The following is an 18,892-nucleotide window of genomic DNA, read 5'->3' on the forward strand; positions in this document are numbered from 1 at the left end:
GTCATGGGCATCGTGAACGTGACGGCGGACTCCTTCAGCGACGGGGGGCGGTACTTCGAGACGGATGCCGCGATCGCCCACGGTCTCGAGCTCGCACGTGCCGGAGCCGACATCCTCGACATCGGCGGGGAGTCGACCCGCCCGGGTGCCGCCCGGGTCGCCGCGGCCGACGAGCAGGCCCGGGTGCTGCCCGTGATCGCCGCGCTCGCCGACGCCGGCCTCGTCGTGAGCGTCGACACCATGAACTCCGAGACGGCGCTCGCCGCCGCGCGTGCCGGTGCCTCGTACATCAACGACGTGTCGGGCGGGCTCGCCGACCCGGCCATGCCGGCGGCCGCGGCATCCACGGGCCTGCCGTTCATCGCGATGCACTGGCGCGGCCCGAGCGACGTCATGACCTCGCTCGCCCACTACGACGACGTGGTCGCCGAGGTGCGCAGCGAGCTGCTCGACCGGGTGCGCACGCTCACGGAGGCGGGGGTGGCCCGCGACAAGCTCGTGATCGACCCCGGTCTCGGCTTCGCGAAGCTCGCCGAGCACGACTGGCGGCTGCTCGCCCATCTCGACGCCTTCACCGAGCTGGGGCTGCCCGTGCTCGTCGGCGCCTCGCGCAAGAGGTTCCTCGGGCCGCTGCTGCCGGCGGGAGCGCCCGCGTCCGATCGCGACGCCGTCACGGCCGTCGTGAGCGCCCTCGCGGCGCAGGCGGGCGTGTGGGCCGTGCGGGTGCACGACGTCGCGGCGACCCGATCGGCCCTCGACGTCGTGGAGGCATGGCAGGGTGGTATGCGTGACTGACCAGGATTCGATCACGCTCACCGGATTGCGCGTGCACGCCAACCACGGCCTCTACGACTTCGAACGCCAGAACGGGCAGGACTTCGTCGTCGATGTGACCGCATGGCTGTCGCTGCTCGCCGCAGGCTCCACTGACGACATCGCCTCGACCGTTCACTACGGCGAGCTCGCCGTCGAGATCCACGACGCCGTGGCGGGCGAGCCCGTCGACCTCATCGAGACGCTCGCCGAGCGCGTCGCCCGGACCGTGCTCGCTCACGACCCCGTCGAAAGGGTGCGGGTGACCGTGCACAAACCGGACGCACCGATCTCGGTGCCCTTCGAGGATGTCGCGGTCACGATCGTGCGCCCCCGATCCGAGCATGCCGTGCTCGCACTCGGCAGCAACCTCGGCGACCGCGAGGCGACGCTCCGAGCCGCCGTGAACGATCTGGACGCGGTCCCCGGCATAACGGTCGACGCGTTCTCCCCGCTCTACGAGACCGACGCCGTGCGCCCCGACGGCGTCGACCCGGATGCCCCGGCCTACCTCAACGCGGTCGCGCTCGTGCACACGAGCCTCACCCCGCACGAGCTGCTCGCGGCGACGGGGGCCATCGAGCTCGCCCACGGGCGGGTGCGCGACGTCCACTGGGGCGATCGCACCCTCGACATCGACATCGTGAGCTACGGCTCGCTGCGTTCGAGCGACGAGACGCTGACCCTGCCGCACCCCCGGGCGGCCGAGCGCGACTTCGTGCTCGTGCCGTGGCTCGACGTCGACCTCCGCGCGGCGATCCCGGGCGTCGGCTCCGTGGCCCGGCTCGTGGCGGGCCTCGGCGGCCCGGGTGCTGGCGGCCCCGGCGGTCACGACGTCTCCCTGCGGCGCTACACCGGGGCGGGTGAGCCCCGATGAGGCGCACGCACGCCACACCGGTCATCGGCCTCGGGGCGATCGGTCTCGTCGTCGGCTTCCTCGCCGAGCTCGCGGCCGCCGCGGCGGGCCAGGCCATCTTCATCCCGCCCGTCTCGCTGCCGGTCACCCTCATCGCGATCGCGGCCATCGTGGTGGGCTTCGCGGTGCCCATCCGCCGGGCGACGCACGGCCACGGCCGCCGCGTCGACCCGTTCCGAGCCATGCGCGTCGCGCTGCTCGCGAAGGCCTGCAGCCTGGCCGGCGCACTGCTCACGGGCGCGAGCCTCGGTGTGCTCATCTACCTGCTGAGCCGCTCGGTGATCCCCGGAGTGGGCTCGATCGTGCTGGCGGCGGTGACCGTGGCGGGTGCGGTCATCCTCCTCGTGGGCGGCCTCGTGGCCGAGCACCTGTGCACATTGCCGCCGGGAGGCGACGACGATCCGGCGGCCGGGGGAGCAGCGTGAGCGACGACAGCACGAGCAGGGCGACCGGCGAGACGGTGGACGTCTCGGCAGGCGGTCTCGGCCCGGTCGGCGTCGACTGGAAGCGGGTCTCGCCGAAGTACGTCGTCGTGGAGGTCGTCGGCACCCTCATCACGGGCGTCGTGATGGGATTCCTCGCCTCGCTCTTCATCTGGCTCTGGCCGGTCTGGTGGGGTGTGCCGGCGCTCGCCGTCGTGGTCGTCATCGCGGTCGTGAGCCTCGTGATCGCGCCGCGCCGGGTGCGCTCGATCGGCTACCGCCTGCGCGACGACGACCTGCTCTTCCGCCGCGGCATCATGTTCCAGCGCGTCGTCGCCGTGCCGTACGGGCGTATGCAGCTCGTCGACATCAACCGCGGCCCGGTCGGCCGTGCGCTCGCACTCGCCGACCTCAAGCTCGTGACGGCCGCGGCGTCCTCGGCCATCTCCATCCCGGGCCTGCCGGAAGCCGACGCCGTCGAACTGCGCGACAGCCTCGTCGAGCTGGCGGAGAGCCGCCGGGCGGGGCTGTGACCTCGCCCCGGCCGCCACGGCTCGCGGATGCCGCCGAGCCCGCGCTCATCGACGGCGAATGGCATCGGCTGCACCGGGCGACCCCGCTGCTGAAGGGCGGCATCGCGCTCGTCGTCGTGGCCGGCGTCATCATCGCGAACCTGCGCGAGCGGCTCATCGACATCTTCTTCAACGTGCCCGAGTACGACGGCGACCCGATCACGCGCATCTACGAGCGCGGACTGGCCGGCTGGGCGCTGCTCGCCGTGCTCGTCGTCGTGCTCATCGCGGTGGTGGCCTTCTACTTCTCATGGCGGATGCACACCTTCCGGGTCGGGTCGGAGTCGGTCGAGGTGCGCAGCGGCATCCTGTTCCGCACCCACCGCAAGGCGAAGCTCGACCGCATCCAGGGCATCAACGTCGCGCGGCCCCTGTTCGCGCGCATCTTCGGGGCGGCGAAGCTCGAGGTCAACGTCGCTGGGCAGGACGCGAACGTGCAGCTCGCGTACCTGCGCTCCGACCTGGCCGACGGGCTGCGTCGCGACATCCTGCGTCTCGCATCGGGAGCCCGCACGCTCCCGGCCGATGCGACGGCCGAGGGCGCGGGACTCGCCGAGGGCGCGGAGGCGCCGGGCGCCGAGGGCGTCGCGGGCGACGGCACCGCGCGGCCCGGTCTCGTCACGCGCCGGGTCAACGAGTTCCTGGCCCCCGAGCTCGACCCGGATGCCGCGCCGCCCGAGTCGGTCGTCACGATCCCGCCCGGGCGCCTCATCGCCTCCATCGTGCTGAGCGGCTTCACGATCTTCCTCATCGTCGCGATCGGCGTGATCGTCTACGGCACCTCGCACGGCTACTACGTGCTGCTCTTCGCGCTGCTGCCCGGCATCCTGGGCTCGGCCGGGTACTACTTCTCGCGCTTCACGAAGTCGCTGCGCTACAGCATCGCCGGCACGGCGGACGGCGTGCGGGTCGGCTTCGGCCTGCTCTCGACGAGCAACGAGACGATCCCGCCCGGCCGCATCCACGCGATCGGGGTGCAGCAGCCGCTCATGTGGCGCCCCTTCGGCTGGTGGCAGGTGCGCATCAACAAGGCCGGGCACTCCTCGGCCCAGGGCGCGGCGGGGCAGGCGAACACGACGACCCTGCCCGTCGGCACCCTCGACGACGTCGAGCGGGTGCTCGCCCTTGTGGCGCCTTCGCTCAGCGCCGAGCAGCGCGAACGGCTCGTGCGCGGGGCCCTGCGGTCGAAGGGGGCCGACGAGTTCACGAACGCCCCGAGGCGGGCGGCCTGGATCCGCCCGTTCTCGTGGAGGCGCACGGGGTACTTCATGACGGAGGGCGCTGTGATCGTGCGCCGGGGCGTGGTCTGGCGGGAGCTCGTTATCGTGCCCCTCGCCCGGGTGCAGAGCGTCGGCATCGAGCAGGGCCCGATCAAGCGCGCGCTCCGCCTCGCCGCCGCGAACGTGCACGTCGTCGCGGGGCCGGTCTCGACCCGCCTGGGAGCGATCGACGCCCAGCTCTCCGCCCGTTTCTTCGAGGATGTCGCATCGGGCGCCGTCGAGGCCGCCGGCGCCGACACCAGCCACCACTGGGGCCGGGCCGAGGCCTCCGGGCCGGGTTCGGACGTCGTCTCGCCTCCCGGTTCGCCTCTCGCCGCGCCTTCCGCCCCGGACGCCCCCGCTCGCCGGGACGGGAGCCCGGAGTGAACGCCGCACAGCGTGCCGGGCGTCTCGGCATCGGCATCATCGGCGCCGGCCACGTCGGCCCCATCCTCGGCGCCGCGCTCGCCGGGGCGGGGCACGCGATCGTGGGCATCTCCGCGATCTCGGAGTCGAGCCGCGAGCGCGCCGACGCGATCCTGCCGGGTGCGCCGATCCTGACGGTGCCGCAGATCGTCCAGCGCAGCGAGCTCGTGCTCATCGCGGTGCCGGACGCGGAGCTCGAAGGGCTCGTGGCGGGGCTCGCCGCGGCATCCGCCTGGCAGGCCGGCCAGCTCGTCGTTCACACCGCCCCGGGCTTCGGCTTCGGAGTGCTCGCGCCCGCGCTGGCCGCCGGCGCGATCCCGCTCGCGATCCATCCGGCTCTCGCCTTCACGGGCACGAGCGTCGACCTCGCCCGTCTCGCCGAGAGCTATTTCGCCGTGACCGCGCCGGGGCCGGTGCTGCCGATCGGGCAGGCCCTCGTCGTCGAGATGGGCGGCGAGCCCGTCATCGTCGAGGAGGGCGACCGGCCCGCCTACGCCGAGGCGATCGCCACCGCCACGAGCTTCAGTCGGGCGATCGTCGGCCAGGCCACCGGGCTGCTGGCTCAGATCGGCGTCGAGCAGCCGGGGCGCTTCCTCACCTCGCTCGTGCGCTCCTCGGTCGACAACGCCCTGGGGCTCGCGGGCGGCCCGACGACGGCCCCTGACCCGTTCTGAGGCCCGTTCTGAGGCGTTCCGCCCCGTTCGACCCGATAGCATCGAGAATCGTGATCACCACCGTTGCCGAGCTGCGTGAGCGGCTCTCCGAGGCCCGTGCGGATGCCGCGACCCACGGCCGAGCCGAGCCGCCCATCGCCTTCGTGCCGACCATGGGCGCCCTGCACGACGGCCACCTGGCTCTCGTGCGGCGCGCGAAGCAGCTCGGCGGCAGCGTCGTCGTCTCGATCTTCGTCAATCCGCTGCAGTTCGGCGCCGGGGAAGACCTCGATCGCTATCCCCGCACCCTCGAGGCCGATCTCTCCGCCCTCGACGCGGAGGGGGTCGACCACGTGTTCGTGCCGAGCGTCGAGGAGATGTACCCGGCGGGTGCGCCCACCACACGAGTGACGGCCGGCCCGGTCGGCTCGCTCTTCGAGGGCGCCGCCCGCCCCGGTCACTTCGACGGCATGCTCACCGTCGTCGCCAAGCTCGTCAACATCGTGCAGCCCACGGTCGCCCTCTTCGGCCAGAAGGATGCGCAGCAGGTCTTCCTCGTGCGCCGGATGGTGGCCGACCTCAACCTGCCGCTGCGGGTCGAGGCCGTCCCGACGGTGCGCGAGGCCGACGGTCTCGCGCTCTCGAGCCGCAACCGGTACCTGGGCGCGAACGAGCGCCGCGCGGCCCGGACGCTGTCGCTCGCCCTCGAGGCCGCCGAGTCGGCGGCCGACGGCGGAGTCGACCGCGCGGTCGCCGCCGGGCAGTCGGCGATCATGGGCGAGACGCTGGCTAAACTGGATTACCTCGTCGTCGTCGATCCCGCGAGCTTCCAGCCGGTCGGCGACGACTTCCGCGGAACGGCGCTCGTGATCGTCGCGGCGGTCGTGGGCGGCACCCGGCTCATCGACAACGCGGCGATCCAGCTCACCTGATCCGCTCCTTCGACCGAGCCGCACCAGAACCCACAACCAAGACCCACACCAGAACCCACAACCAGAACCTTCGCCAGAAGGGCGCTCGGGCCCGGCCCGCGGCGCGGAGAACGCACATGGCCGAGACGCCCCCCACCGAGCACGACGAACCGACAGCGGAGGAGATCTCCGAGCAGAAGTCGGTGCGCCTGGCCAAGCGGGAGCGGCTCATCGCCTCGGCGCAGAACCCCGGCGGCGGCGCATATCCCGTGACGGTTCCCGTGACCCACACCATCCCCGACATCCGCGCCCGCTTCGGCGAGCTCGAGGCGGATGCGACGACCGGCGAGACGGTCGGGGTCGCCGGCCGTGTGGTCTTCCTCCGCAACACGGGCAAGCTCTGCTTCGCGACGCTCCAATCCGGCGACGGCAGCCGTGTGCAGGCCATGGTGAGCCTCGCGCAGGTGGGCGAGGAGTCGCTCGCCGAGTGGAAGGATCTCGTCGACCTGGGCGACCACGTCTTCGTCTCGGGCGAGGTCATCTCCTCCCGCCGCGGCGAGCTGTCGATCCTCGTGCAGAGCTGGCAGATCGCGACCAAGGCGCTGCTGCCGCTGCCCAACCTCCACAACGAGCTGAGCGACGAGAACAAGGTGCGCAGCCGCTACCTCGACCTGATCCTGCGCGAGCAGGCCCGCCGCAACGTCATCGAGCGCGCCACGACCATGGTCTCGCTCCGCAGCACCTTCACCGATCTGGGCTTCATCGAGGTCGAGACCCCCATGCTGCAGACCATGCACGGCGGCGCGGCGGCGCGGCCCTTCGTCACCCACAGCAACGCCTTCGACATGGAGCTCTTCCTGCGCATCGCGCCCGAGCTCTTCCTCAAGCGCGCCGTCGTCGGCGGCATCGACCGGGTCTTCGAGATCAACCGCAACTTCCGCAACGAGGGCGCCGACTCGACCCACTCGCCCGAGTTCGCGATGCTCGAGGCCTACGAGGCCTACGGCGACTACAACTCGATCGCCGACATCACCCAGCGCCTGATCCAGGATGCCGCGCTCGCCGTCTCGGGAAGCCACGTGGTCACGTGGGCCGACGGCACCGAGTTCGACCTCGGCGGGGAGTGGGATCGGATCAGCATGTACGACAGTCTCTCGGAGGCGGCCGGCATCCCGATCACTCCGCAGACCTCTGTGGAGGAGCTGCAGGCGCTCGCCGACCGTGAAGGGGTGGAGGTGCCTCTCGCCAACCACGGCAAGCTCGTCGAGGAGCTCTGGGAGCACTTCGTGAAGGGCTCGCTCACGAAGCCCACCTTCGTGCTCGACTTCCCCGTCGAGACGAGCCCGCTCACGCGCGCGCACCGTTCGATCGAGGGCGTCGTGGAGAAGTGGGATCTCTACATCCGCGGCTTCGAGCTGGCCACGGGCTACTCCGAGCTCGTCGACCCGGTCGTGCAGCGCGAGCGCTTCGTCGAGCAGGCCAAGCAGGGCGCGGCGGGCGACGTCGAGGCGATGCGCGTCGACGAGGAGTTCCTGCGGGCCCTCGAATACGGCATGCCGCCGTCAGGCGGGATGGGCATGGGAATCGACCGGCTGCTCATGGCGCTCACGGGTCTCGGCATCCGCGAGACCATCCTCTTCCCCCTCGTCAAGTAGCTCACGGCCCGCTCACCGCCCGAGCGGCGTATCCTGGAGGGGTTATGGACGATTTCTGGACCAACGCGCTCTGGTCGCTCGCGCCGACGGTACTCGTCGGGCTCATCTTCTGGATGATCATGCGCTCGATCCTCCGAGCCGACCGCACCGAGCGCAAGGTGTATGCCAAGGTCGAGGCCGAGGAGCGCGCGAAGCTCGGCCTGCCGCCCGCGACCGGCGGCGCGGAAAACCCGCCCGCGGTCTGAGTGCCGCTACTGTTGCACTGAGCCGCCCGGTTCAGCTCGACTCGACAGCAGGGGTTACCGTACGATGACGCCCGAAGCGACCACGATCTGGATCGTCGTACCGCTCCTGATCGTCGATTTCATCATCCGCGTGGTGGCGATCATCGTGGTCCCCCGCAACCGCCGCCCGACCTCGGGCATGGCATGGCTGCTCGCGATCTTCTTCATCCCGTACATCGGTGTCATCCTCTTCCTGCTGATCGGCAGCACGAAGCTGCCGAAGCGCCGGCGCGAGAAGCAGCTCGAGATCAACACCTTCATCATCGACAGCACCGAGGGCATCGAGCGCGTGCGCCGCGACCACCCGTGGCCGCCGTGGCTCGAGTCGGTCGTGCACCTCAACCGCAACCTCGGCGCCATGCCGCTCGTGGGCGGCAACCACGCGAGGCTCATCGGGGGTTACTACGAGTCGTTCCAGTCGATGATCGACGAGATCGACAAGGCCAAGCGCTACGTGCACGTGGAGTTCTACATCCTGTCGCTGGATGCCACGACCGGCCCGTTCTTCGACGCGCTCGAGGCCGCGATCGGCCGGGGCGTGACGGTGCGGGTGATGATGGACCACATCGCCTCTTTGCGTCAGCCCGGCTTCACGGACACGAAGAAGCGGCTCACCGCCATGAAGGCGGACTGGCGCCTGATGCTGCCTGTGCAGCCGTTCCGGGGCCGGTACCAGCGCCCCGACCTGCGCAACCACCGCAAGCTGCTCATCGTCGACGGCACCGTGGGTTTCATGGGGTCGCAGAACATCGTCGACCGCAGCTACAACAAGAAGTCGAACATCAAGCGCGGCCTCAAGTGGCAAGACCTCATGACGCGCGTGCAGGGCCCGATCGTCGCGGGTCTCAACGCGATCTTCATCACCGACTGGTACAGCGAGACCGACGAGCTGCTCACGCGCGAGACCGAGCCAATCGTCGACGAGGTGACCGCCGACACGCTGGACTGCCAGATCGTGCCGAGCGGGCCGGGCTTCGAGGGCGAGAACAACCTGCGACTGTTCCTCGCGCTGCTGTACTACGCGCAGGATCGCATCATCATCACGAGCCCGTACTTCGTTCCCGACGAGTCGATGCTCTATGCGATCACGACGGCCGTGCAGCGCGGCATCGTCGTCGAGCTCTTCGTCTCCGAGATCGGCGACCAGGCGCTCGTCTACCACGCTCAGCGCTCCTACTACGAGGCCCTCCTGCGCGCGGGCGTGCGCATCTGGATGTACAAGGCGCCCTACATCCTGCACGCCAAGCACTTCACGATCGACGACGACGTGGCCGTGATCGGGTCGAGCAACATGGACATGCGCTCCTTCAGCCTCAACCTCGAGGTCTCGATGATGGTGCGCGGCCGTTCCTTCGTCGACGAGATGCGCGAGGTCGAGCAGCGCTACCGTGACGACAGCCGTGAGCTGACCCTCGAGGAGTGGATGCGTCAGCCTCTCCGCTCGACGATCCTCGACAACCTCGCCCGCCTGACCTCGGCCGTTCAGTAGGCCCCGGATGTCGCGCACCGGGGTGGAGTGGTCGAGCGGTGTCTGGACGCACGAGCCGGTCTCCGCCGTCGAGCAGGGCGGCGATCTGCTCGTGACCGCCGTGGAGGGCAGCGACGCCTGGCGTCACACCTCCTACGGCTTCGTGCACGACAGCGAGCACACGCTCGTGCGCGAGCTGCCGGATGCCGCGGCCGTCGAGGTCGCGTTCACGGTCGGCTTCGAGGCGCAGTTCGACCAGGCCGGCGTCTTCCTGCGGGTCGACGACGAGAACTGGATCAAGGCGGGCGTGGAGTTCGCCGACGGCTCTCCGCAGCTGGGCGCCGTGGTCACACGGGGCTCGTCGGACTGGTCGGTCGCGCCCGTGCCGGAGTGGGCGGGCCGGGTCGTCACCGTGCGGGCGAGCCGTTCGGGGGATGCCGTGACCGTACGGGCCGCGGTGGAGGGCGAGCCGTTCCGCCTCGTGCGGGTGGCGCCGCTGCCGCCCGGTGCCGTCGTGCACGCGGGCCCGTTCTGCTGCGCGCCCACGAGGGCGGGACTCGTCGTGCGCTTCCACGAGTGGGCGGTCACGGAGCCCGACGGCTCGCTGCACTGACCCGACCCTCGCCGCCGACCCGAGCACATCGACCCGAGCGCATCGACCCGACGATTCAATCGACCCGGCGGCTCGTCGGCTCGGCGGCCCGACTCTTCGGGAGGAGTTCATTCCCCGTTGTCAGTCGATTCATAAGAACGAGGAATAACGAGTTCTTTCGCGGGGCGACACATGTGCGTAACATGCGACGCATAGCGTTTTCACTGGAGAAGGCACCCGGCGCTCGGCCGAGCTACACGCAGAGGGCGCCGTTCTGGCGTGCCCGGCCTAAAATTCTCGCGCAATAATCGCGCATGGAAATTGTGAAGTACGCATTATTTTTGCGAATTCAGACGAATATCGCCATGCGATTGCGTGCAAACTGTTTCCTACGCACAATTGTACACTTGCGGCATCCTGACCCCCTGATGCCGGGGCGACGCTCGACACCCCCGATCGTGGCCGGAAGCACTCGTACCAGTTCGTTAGTCCCATCGAATGGAGAACCATGACGTTCAAACGCGTCCTTGCGGGCATCGGAGTCACCGTCCTGTCGGCGGCAACTCTCACGCTCGGCGCCGACGTGGCATTCTCGGCAGAGAATCCGTCCGCACCGCCGGTCGTCGTACCGATCTCGACGACGATCACCCCGCCCACGAGCTACCCCGTGCAGCACGACCTGCCCGTCGTGCCCGACAACCCCAACGACGCCTCGATCAACCGCGGCGCGATCCCCTACGACGAGATCGCCCCCAAGATCAACAGCCTCATGGACTACAGCAACCGGGTCTCGGCCCAGGTCGTCGGCCAGTCGGCCGGGGGCAAAGACATCTACCTCGTGACCGTCACCGCCCGTGAGACGCCGGAGCAGACCGCCCAGCAGCTCGCCTGGCGCGACAAGATCAAGCACGACTCCGCCGCCGCCGCGACCGACACCGCTCTCAAGGCGGGCTACAAGATGCCGATCTGGTTCAACGGCAACATCCACGGCAACGAGTGGGAGGGCACCGACGCGACCCTCAACTACATCGACTTCCTCGCCAAGGACACCTCGCCGGAGACAGCGGAGCTGCTCGCCAACTACCGCCTGTACTTCACGGTGACGAACAACCCCGACGGCCGTGTCGCGGGTCAGCGTCCCTCCGACTCGGGCTTCGACATCAACCGCGACATGATCACGGGGGCGACCCCGGAGTCGACGATCATCCGCGACCTGTCGGCGATGATCCAGCCGACGTTCTTCTTCGACCTGCACGGGTACACCGGCATCCTGCAGATCGAGCCCTGCGGCCCGCCGCACGGTGAGAACTACGAGTACGACCTCTTCCTGCCGTACGCCTACGACGCGGCGCTCGCCATGGAGAAGGCCGTCGTCGAGGCGAACATCCCGGGCAACACCTACCAGGACGAGAACGGCAACCCGACGCTCGAGAACACCGGGAAGGTCTTGATCCCCTATCGCGACATCCGCGCGGGATGGGATGACTGGCCCCCGATCTTCACGCCGCAGTACGTCGCCTACCAGGGCGCCATCACGAACACCGTGGAGCTCCCGCTCGGCCGCAGCAGCGTCGTCGAGACGAACAAGGCCAACTCCGCTGTCGACGTCCAGGTCGCCGGGGTCGTCATCAAGTCGGCCGTCGACTACGTGGTCGAGAACACGGCTCCCGCCCTCGACAACCAGATCGAGATCTTCCGCCGCGGCTCGGCGGGTGAGCCGCAGCGCTCCATCCCGGCCGACGTCGAGGCGGGGGACTTCCCCGGCCCGACCGAATGGACCGAGATCTGGGACGAGACCGACATCTACAACGCCGAGTTCCCGCGCGCCTACGTCCTGCCCATGGGCGAGGGTCAGCGCTCGGACACCGACGCGATCGCGCTCGTCGACCAGCTGCTCGCGAACGGCGTCGAGGTGAAGAAGACGACGGCGCCCTACACGGCGAACGGCACGACGTACCCCGCCGGCTCGTACCTCGTCGACATGCACCAGCCGCTGCGCGGGATGGCGAACGTCTTCCTCGCGAACGGAACGGACATCTCGGAGCGCGTGCCCGACATGTACGACATCTCGGCATGGAGCCCGGGCCTGCTCTGGGGCGCGACGGTCGACGCCGTCGGCAGCACCACCGACCCGGCCCTCGCGGTCGCGACCGAGGTCGTGAAGGAGACCGCCCCCACGGGCACCGTCCCCGCAGCGGGCAGCTACCTCGAGCTCGAGCTCGAAGGCGTCTCGGAGTACCAGGCCGTGAACTACCTGCTCGAGAACGACATCGCGGTGTCGACGTTCGACGACGGCTCGATCATCGTCGGCCCTGAGGGCCACGACGCTGCCGCCGCCGTCGCGCAGGCGTACGGAGTGCAGTTCGAGGCGAGCGACGGAACCCGTCTGCTCGAGGAGGAGGCCCGCGGGCTCGACGACCTGACGATCGGCTACAGCGGCACGCAGGACGAGCGCGTGTCCCTCACCAAGCTCGGCTTCGACGACCTCGTGCAGGTCACGAGTGCGACGATCACGGCCGGCACGGTCGACCTCAGCACGATCGACGTGCTGTGGCTGGGGGCGAGCCTCAACTTCAACGGCCAGCAGCAGGCCGGCAAAGACAAGGTCACCGCCTACCTGGCGACGGGCAGGGGTGTCGCGGGCAAGGGCACGGCCATCTCCGGCTTCGCCTCGACCTTCGGCCTCGTCACCGCCACGGCCACGAGCGGCACGAGCGGATCGAACGGCATCGTGTCGGTCGACACGCCCGACGACGGCCTCTTCGGGCCGTACGAGCAGGACTCGGCCTTCGTCTACCCGGCCGTCTGGTACACCGGTCTCGGTGAGAACGCCACGGTCGAGCAGCGCTACGCGAGCGAGGACACCTTCGTCTCGGGCCACTGGGTGAGCTCGGAGGGGCGTTCGTACACGGATGCCGCGGGCCAGGCGTCGATCGTCTCCGCCGAGGCGGCGACCGGCAGCAAGGTCGTGATGTTCGGCACCTCGCCGAACTACCGCGCGCACCCGATCGGCGGCTTCAGCCAGATCGCCCGGAGCCTCTTCTGGGTCGGTCCGGAGGGCGCCGAGGTCACGGAGCCGGTCATCACGACTCCGACTCCCACCGCCGAGCCGACCGAGGAGCCGACGGAAGAGCCCACGGAGGAGCCCACGACCGAGCCGACCGACGAGCCGACGACCCCGCCCACCGGCGGAGCCGTGACCCCGGTCGACGAGTCGGAGCTCACGGATGCGGCGAAGGCGGGCGTGACGGTGTCTCCGTCGAAGACCGCTGCCGGCACATCCGTCACGGTCACCGTCGGAGCGGATCACGCGGGTGACGAGGTTTCGGCCTGGCTCTACTCGACGCCCGCCACGCTGGGCGAGCACGCGGTGAGCGCGTCGGGCACGTTCGGGGTCACGATCCCGAGCGACACCACGACGGGGCACCACAAGCTCGCGGTGCTCGACGCCGAGGGCGCGCTCATCGGCTGGGCTGAGATCGAGATCACGGCGCCCGCGGGCCTCGCCTCGACCGGCTTCCAGGCCGGCGGCATGGTCACCCTCGCGGTTCTGCTGCTGCTCTCGGGCGCGGCTGTCGTGATCGTCATGCGATCGAGGAGGGCCCGCCCCGCCTCGCGCGGCTAGGGTCTGACGCCACGAGGGCGGTGCCGGTGCGAGTCTCTCGCGCCGGCACCGCCCTCGTGTGTCCTCGCCTCGTGTGCCTCATCCTCGCCCATCCTCATCCTCGCCCATCCTCGATAACGCCCAAATGGCCGTTGTCGAGAATGCTGAACGGCACTTCGGCGTAGGTCGTCGGGCCATATCGCGCAAATGGACGCATCCTTTTTCGTCTCCACCCCCTAGATCCAGGCCTGCCATCGTTCGGTCGTCTCATCCACGAGGCCGCTCATCGACACACGCCAAATGGTTCGTATCCGACATCCACAACGGCCAAATGGCGGATGTCGATGGACGTTTTGACGCAAGTGGAGTACGCGTCCGTCTCGCGGCGGAGGAATGGAGAGCCGGTCACGTGCGAGGTGCCGTACCCGCATCCTCACGTACGACTCGCGCCATATCGTCCCTCGATGCGAACAGTTTGGCCGATGTGGGATGGGCGGAACAGCCAAATGGCGTCAATCGAGGACGGGGAGGAAAGGGAGGGGTCGAGGACAGGGAAGGGTGACGGGGAAGGATGCTGGGGAAGAAGGAAGAAAGGGAAAAGGAAGAAAAAGGGAAGAAGGGAGGGGTGGAAGACGAGGCCCAGGCCCGGAGTCCCGCCCTACGCGCGCGGCTTGAGCCGCACCGTCGGCAACTCGGGCGCCGGCAGCGCCGAGCCGTCGTACGAGGGGATCGCCCCGAATCGGCCGTGCGGATCCTCGCCGGCGATGACCTCGGCCTGCCACTGCCGCCGGAACTCGACGACCTCCTCGTGGCTGCGGCCGATGAAGTTCCACCACATGACGATCTGCTCGCCGAACGGGACCCCGCCGACGAGCAGCACGCGCGCCGGCGCATCCGTCTCGGCCTCGAGGCGCAGCACGGAGCGGCCGGTGTCGACGTAGGCGAGCTGCGAGGGCTCCGCCCAGGTGCCCTCGACGCGCACGCGCCCGGTGTCGGCGAGCACCCCGTGCTCGAAGGACGCGTCGACGGGCAGCTCGATCCGTGCGCCCGCGGGCAGGTCGATCTGGGCGCCGACGAGGGGCGTGAACGCGGATGCCGCCGAGCCGACCCCGAGCAGCGTGCCGACGATGACGCGCACCGTGGCCCCCTCGAACCACACGGGCTGCGGAACGTGGTGCTCGAAGAACGGCTCGTGGTCGCGGGCGCCGTCGGGCAGCGCGACCCACAGCTGTGCCCCGTGCAGGCTCGTGGTCGCGGCCGTCGACACCTCGGAGTGGCTGATGCCGCGCCCCGCCGTCATGAGGTTGAGCTCGCCGGGCCGCACCATGGCGTGGCTGCCGACGCTGTCGCGGTGCTCGATCTCGCCCGCGAACAGCCAGCTCACCGTCTGCAGGCCCGTGTGCGGGTGCGGCGGAACCTGCATCGCGCCGGCATGGTCGACGGGATCGGGGCCGTAGTGGTCGATGAAGCACCAGGCGCCGATCGTGGAGCGGGCGCGCTGGGGCAGGGTGCGGCGCACGCTCATGGCGCGGGGGCCGCCGAGCGGCACGTCGCGGGGGAACAGGATCTCGACGCCGGTCGCGGCATCCGTCTGCGCGGCGGCGCGCACGACCGTCTCCGCCGGCCGTTTCTCGAGGTTGCTCACAAGGGGAATCCTACGACCGCACGAGCAGCTCGCCCACCTCGCAGTCGAGCGCCTCGCAGATGGCCGCGAGGGTCGAGAAGCGGATGGCGCGTGCGCGGTCGTTCTTCAGCACCGAGAGGTTCACGATGCTCACGCCGACGAGGCCGCTCAGCCGTGTGAGCGTCATCCCCCGCTCGGCGAGCAGCTCGTCGAGCCGGCAGTGGATGCCGCTGAGCTCCGCGTCCGCGTCGGCGTGCGGCACTACACGAGCCCTTCGGTGTCGCGCTGCATCCTCTCGCCGACGTTGAACGCGAAGGCGACCGCCGCGACGCCGAGGCCGATCGTGAGCCAGGTGCCGGGGAAGTCGAAGCGGTAGGCCGTGCCGAGCGGTGTCGTCGTGCTGCCGCCCGTGATCTCCTGGGTGACGAGCGTGTTCGCCCAGGTGCTGAAGAGCTCGACGCCCGAGCCGAAGACGATGAGGGCGAAGGCGGTGACGGCGAGCATGATCGTCATAGACCGCACGAAGGGGCGCCGCCGCAGCACCCGCAGGCACAGGAAGACGACCGAGCCCCCGACGGCCAGGATCATGAGGAGGCCGAGCACGTTCTGCAGCGAGACGAGCCACGCGACGGCGGGACTCACGTGCGAGACGGTGAGCCAGACGTCCGTCGACCGCGAGGCGGTCTCGACGACGGCCGTGCCCGTGGAGGGGAAGGGCAGGGAGGGGGTGGTGAAGCCGCCGGGCAGCTGGAAGGTCCAGATGTCGTCGGCGAGCTTCTGCCTCAGCGAGAGGAAGGCTCCCGTGACGGTGAGCGCGAGATAGAGCACGGAGAGCATGATGATCGCTCTCAGGATCACGCGCTCCACGGTCGTGAGTGCGCGGCGGGCGATGGCGGCGGGGCTCAGAACGGACATGGCAACCTAACGATTATCGATATTAACGAATATCGTTAAGTTACGACTCCGGATGCCGGGAGTCAACCCTGCGTCGTGCGGGCGGCCGCGGCATCCGTAACGCCCACGGCGAACAGGGGACGTATACCCGGCCTCCCGTCGTTACCATCTTTGTAAGCGGCGCCGACCTCTGCCCCGGCACCGCGCAAGGAGTGAAGATGTTCGAGAGATTTACCGACCGTGCCCGCCGCGTCGTCGTCTTGGCCCAAGAAGAGGCCAAGATGCTCAACCACAACTACATCGGAACCGAGCACATCCTGCTCGGTCTCATCCACGAGGGTGAGGGTGTAGCCGCGAAGGCGCTCGAGTCCCTGGGTATTTCGCTTGATGCCGTGCGCGAGCAGGTGCAAGACATCATCGGCCAGGGCCAGCAGCAGCCGACCGGCCACATCCCGTTCACGCCACGTGCCAAGAAGGTGCTCGAGCTCAGCCTCCGCGAGGCTCTGCAGCTCGGCCACAACTACATCGGAACCGAGCACATCCTGCTCGGCCTCATCCGTGAGGGCGAAGGCGTGGCAGCGCAGGTCCTCGTGAAGCTCGGCGCCGACCTCAACCGCGTGCGCCAGCAGGTCATCCAGCTGCTCTCCGGCTACCAGGGCAAGGAGCAGGTCGCCGTGGGCGGCAACGAGCAGGCCGGGCAGCAGGCGGGCTCGCAGATCCTCGACCAGTTCGGCCGCAACCTCACCCAGGCCGCGCGCGACAACAAGCTCGACCCGGTGATCGGCCGCGAGAAGGAGATGGAGCGGGTCATGCAGATCCTCTCCCGCCGCTCCAAGAACAACCCCGTGCTGATCGGCGAGCCCGGCGTCGGCAAGACCGCCGTCGTCGAGGGCCTCGCCCAGGCCATCGTCAAGGGCGACGTGCCCGAGACGCTCAAAGACAAGCAGCTCTACACGCTCGACCTCGGCTCGCTCATCGCCGGAAGCCGCTACCGCGGCGACTTCGAGGAGCGCCTGAAGAAGGTCACCAAAGAGATCCGCACCCGCGGCGACATCATCACCTTCATCGACGAGATCCACACCCTCGTGGGTGCGGGCGCCGCAGAGGGCGCGATCGACGCGGCCAGCATCCTCAAGCCGCTCCTCGCGCGCGGCGAGCTGCAGACGATCGGCGCGACCACGCTCGACGAGTACCGCAAGCACTTCGAGAAGGATGCCGCGCTCGAGCGCCGTTTCCAGCCCGTGCAGGTGCACGAGCCCACGCTGCCCCACACGATCAACATCCTCAAGGGGCTCCGCGACAAGTACGAGGCGTTCCACAAGGTGTCGATCACCGACGGCGCGATCGTCGCGGCGGCCAACCTGGCCGACCGCTACGTCGCCGACCGCTTCCTGCCCGACAAGGCCATCGACCTGATCGACGAGGCCGGCGCCCGCCTGCGCCTCTCGATCCTCTCCTCGCCGCCCGAGCTGCGGGAGTTCGACGAGAAGATCCAGGCCGTGCGCGTCAACAAGGAGGCCGCGATCGAGGAGCAGGACTTCGAGAAGGCCGCGGGCCTGCGCGACGAGGAGAAGAACCTCCTCGGCGAGCGTCTGCGCCTCGAGAAGCAGTGGAGGGCCGGAGAGGTCAAGACCACGGCCGAGGTCGATGAGGGACTCATCGCCGAGGTGCTGGCCCAGGCCACCGGCATCCCGGTCTTCAAGCTCACCGAAGAGGAGTCCTCGCGGCTCATCTTCATGGAGCGCGCCCTGCACCAGCGTGTCATCGGGCAGGAGGAGGCCATCTCCGTGCTGGCCAAGACCATCCGCCGCACGCGTGCCGGCCTCAAAGACCCGAAGCGCCCCAGCGGCTCGTTCATCTTCGCCGGCCCCACGGGCGTCGGCAAGACCGAGCTCGCCAAGGCGCTCGCCGAGTTCCTGTTCGACGACGAAGACGCCATGATCGCGCTCGACATGAGCGAGTACGGCGAGAAGCACACCGTCTCGCGGCTGTTCGGCGCCCCTCCCGGGTTCGTCGGATTCGAGGAGGGCGGCCAGCTCACCGAGAAGGTGCGCCGCAAGCCGTTCAGCGTCGTGCTCTTCGACGAGATCGAGAAGGCCCACCCCGACATCTTCAACTCGCTCCTCCAGATCCTGGAGGAGGGCCGGCTGACGGATGGCCAGGGCCGGGTCGTCGACTTCAAGAACACCGTGATCATCATGACGACCAACCTCGGCACGAAGGACATCACGGGCGGTCCCGTCGGCTTCCAGATCGAGGGCGACACCGCCACCGGCTACAGCCGTATGAAGGGCAAGGTCGTCGAAGAGCTGAAGAAGCACTTCAAGCCCGAGTTCCTGAACCGCGTCGACGAGACGATCGTGTTCCCGCAGCTCAGCAAGGACGAGCTCCTGCAGATCGTCGACCTGTTCATCAAGCGGCTCTCGGACCGCCTGCTCGACCGCGACATGACGATCAAGCTCGAGCTCGCCGCGAAGGAGCAGCTCATCAAGGTGGGCTTCGACCCGGCGCTCGGCGCACGGCCTCTGCGCCGTGCGGTGCAGCACGAGATCGAAGACGCACTGAGCGAGCGCATCCTGCACGGCGACCTGAACGCGGGCGACCACGTGCACGTCGACTTCATCGACGGCGAGTTCGTCTTCACGACGACGCAGCGGGCGGATGCCGTGGGCGTGGGCATCAACGCCAGTGCGGCACTCGGCACCGGAGCTGCCACCCCCGACCTCGCGGCCGCGGGCGAGTAACGCTCCTCGAGCACCCTCACAGGGGCCGGTCCTTCTCGGACCGGCCCCTTCGTCG

Annotated in this window: 16 protein-coding genes; 13 read left to right on the forward strand and 3 right to left on the reverse strand. The window is 69.4% G+C overall.

Annotated elements, in window-relative coordinates; translation table 11 throughout:
- Nucleotides 1–3: 3 nt before the first annotated feature.
- From folP to CLV54_RS03195, 12 genes are all read left to right on the forward strand, one after another.
- Nucleotides 4–795 carry a dihydropteroate synthase gene (folP, locus tag CLV54_RS03140; protein ID WP_100343646.1) on the forward strand — a complete coding sequence of 264 codons (792 nt, stop codon included), beginning with the start codon at nucleotides 4–6 and terminating at the stop codon, nucleotides 793–795.
- Complete coding sequence (gene folK, locus CLV54_RS03145; RefSeq protein WP_245861274.1) at nucleotides 788–1,690, forward strand: 2-amino-4-hydroxy-6-hydroxymethyldihydropteridine diphosphokinase; 903 nt, start codon at nucleotides 788–790, stop codon at nucleotides 1,688–1,690. The genes folP and folK overlap by 8 nt, the downstream gene beginning before the upstream one ends.
- The gene (locus CLV54_RS03150; RefSeq protein WP_100343470.1) at nucleotides 1,687–2,154 is read left to right on the forward strand and encodes a DUF3180 domain-containing protein; all 468 of its coding nucleotides are present in this window, start codon (nucleotides 1,687–1,689) and stop codon (nucleotides 2,152–2,154) included. Before folK ends, CLV54_RS03150 begins: the two co-directional genes overlap by 4 nt.
- Complete coding sequence (locus CLV54_RS03155) at nucleotides 2,151–2,684, forward strand: PH domain-containing protein (RefSeq protein WP_425430254.1); 534 nt, start codon at nucleotides 2,151–2,153, stop codon at nucleotides 2,682–2,684. Before CLV54_RS03150 ends, CLV54_RS03155 begins: the two co-directional genes overlap by 4 nt.
- Nucleotides 2,681–4,369: a PH domain-containing protein gene (locus CLV54_RS03160; protein WP_100343471.1), complete on the forward strand. Its 1,689-nt coding sequence runs from the start codon at nucleotides 2,681–2,683 to the stop codon at nucleotides 4,367–4,369. The genes CLV54_RS03155 and CLV54_RS03160 overlap by 4 nt, the downstream gene beginning before the upstream one ends.
- Nucleotides 4,366–5,082 (forward strand): Rossmann-like and DUF2520 domain-containing protein, encoded by a 717-nt coding sequence (locus CLV54_RS03165; RefSeq protein WP_100343472.1) that lies wholly within the window; start codon nucleotides 4,366–4,368, stop codon nucleotides 5,080–5,082. The genes CLV54_RS03160 and CLV54_RS03165 overlap by 4 nt, the downstream gene beginning before the upstream one ends.
- A 53-nt stretch (nucleotides 5,083–5,135) precedes the next feature.
- Nucleotides 5,136–5,993 (forward strand): pantoate--beta-alanine ligase, encoded by an 858-nt coding sequence (gene panC, locus CLV54_RS03170; RefSeq protein ID WP_100343648.1) that lies wholly within the window; start codon nucleotides 5,136–5,138, stop codon nucleotides 5,991–5,993.
- Nucleotides 5,994–6,109: 116 nt separating this feature from the next.
- A complete protein-coding gene (lysS, locus tag CLV54_RS03175) occupies nucleotides 6,110–7,627 on the forward strand; it encodes a lysine--tRNA ligase (protein ID WP_100343473.1) in 1,518 nt (505 codons plus the stop codon).
- Nucleotides 7,628–7,671: 44 nt separating this feature from the next.
- Entirely contained in the window at nucleotides 7,672–7,872 is a 201-nt protein-coding gene (locus CLV54_RS03180; RefSeq protein WP_100343474.1) for a hypothetical protein, read from the forward strand.
- Nucleotides 7,873–7,936: 64 nt separating this feature from the next.
- Nucleotides 7,937–9,400 carry a cardiolipin synthase gene (cls, locus tag CLV54_RS03185; RefSeq protein ID WP_100343475.1) on the forward strand — a complete coding sequence of 488 codons (1,464 nt, stop codon included), beginning with the start codon at nucleotides 7,937–7,939 and terminating at the stop codon, nucleotides 9,398–9,400.
- Between the two features lie 7 nt (nucleotides 9,401–9,407).
- On the forward strand, nucleotides 9,408–9,992 hold the full coding sequence (locus CLV54_RS03190; RefSeq protein WP_100343476.1) for a DUF1349 domain-containing protein: 585 nt from the start codon (nucleotides 9,408–9,410) through the stop codon (nucleotides 9,990–9,992).
- A 487-nt stretch (nucleotides 9,993–10,479) separates the two neighbouring features.
- Nucleotides 10,480–13,596, forward strand: a complete 3,117-nt coding sequence (locus CLV54_RS03195) for a M14 family zinc carboxypeptidase (protein WP_100343477.1) — start codon at nucleotides 10,480–10,482, stop codon at nucleotides 13,594–13,596.
- A gap of 637 nt (nucleotides 13,597–14,233) precedes the next feature.
- On the opposite strand, the gene CLV54_RS03200 is transcribed toward CLV54_RS03195, so the two are convergent.
- The 3 genes from CLV54_RS03200 to CLV54_RS03210 are packed head-to-tail and all read right to left on the reverse strand — an operon-like array spanning nucleotide 14,234 to nucleotide 16,114.
- The gene (locus tag CLV54_RS03200; RefSeq protein ID WP_100343478.1) at nucleotides 14,234–15,220 is read right to left on the reverse strand and encodes a pirin family protein; all 987 of its coding nucleotides are present in this window, start codon (nucleotides 15,218–15,220) and stop codon (nucleotides 14,234–14,236) included.
- Between the two features lie 10 nt (nucleotides 15,221–15,230).
- Entirely contained in the window at nucleotides 15,231–15,461 is a 231-nt protein-coding gene (locus CLV54_RS03205) for a helix-turn-helix domain-containing protein (protein ID WP_100343479.1), read from the reverse strand.
- Nucleotides 15,461–16,114, reverse strand: a complete 654-nt coding sequence (locus CLV54_RS03210; RefSeq protein ID WP_100343480.1) for a hypothetical protein — start codon at nucleotides 16,112–16,114, stop codon at nucleotides 15,461–15,463. The genes CLV54_RS03205 and CLV54_RS03210 overlap by 1 nt, the downstream gene beginning before the upstream one ends.
- A 197-nt stretch (nucleotides 16,115–16,311) precedes the next feature.
- Between CLV54_RS03210 and CLV54_RS03215 the strand changes: the two genes are divergently transcribed.
- Complete coding sequence (locus tag CLV54_RS03215; protein WP_100343481.1) at nucleotides 16,312–18,837, forward strand: ATP-dependent Clp protease ATP-binding subunit; 2,526 nt, start codon at nucleotides 16,312–16,314, stop codon at nucleotides 18,835–18,837.
- Nucleotides 18,838–18,892 lie beyond the last annotated feature (55 nt).

It is taken from the genome of Compostimonas suwonensis, assembly GCF_002797855.1.
Taxonomy (GTDB): domain Bacteria; phylum Actinomycetota; class Actinomycetes; order Actinomycetales; family Microbacteriaceae; genus Compostimonas; species Compostimonas suwonensis.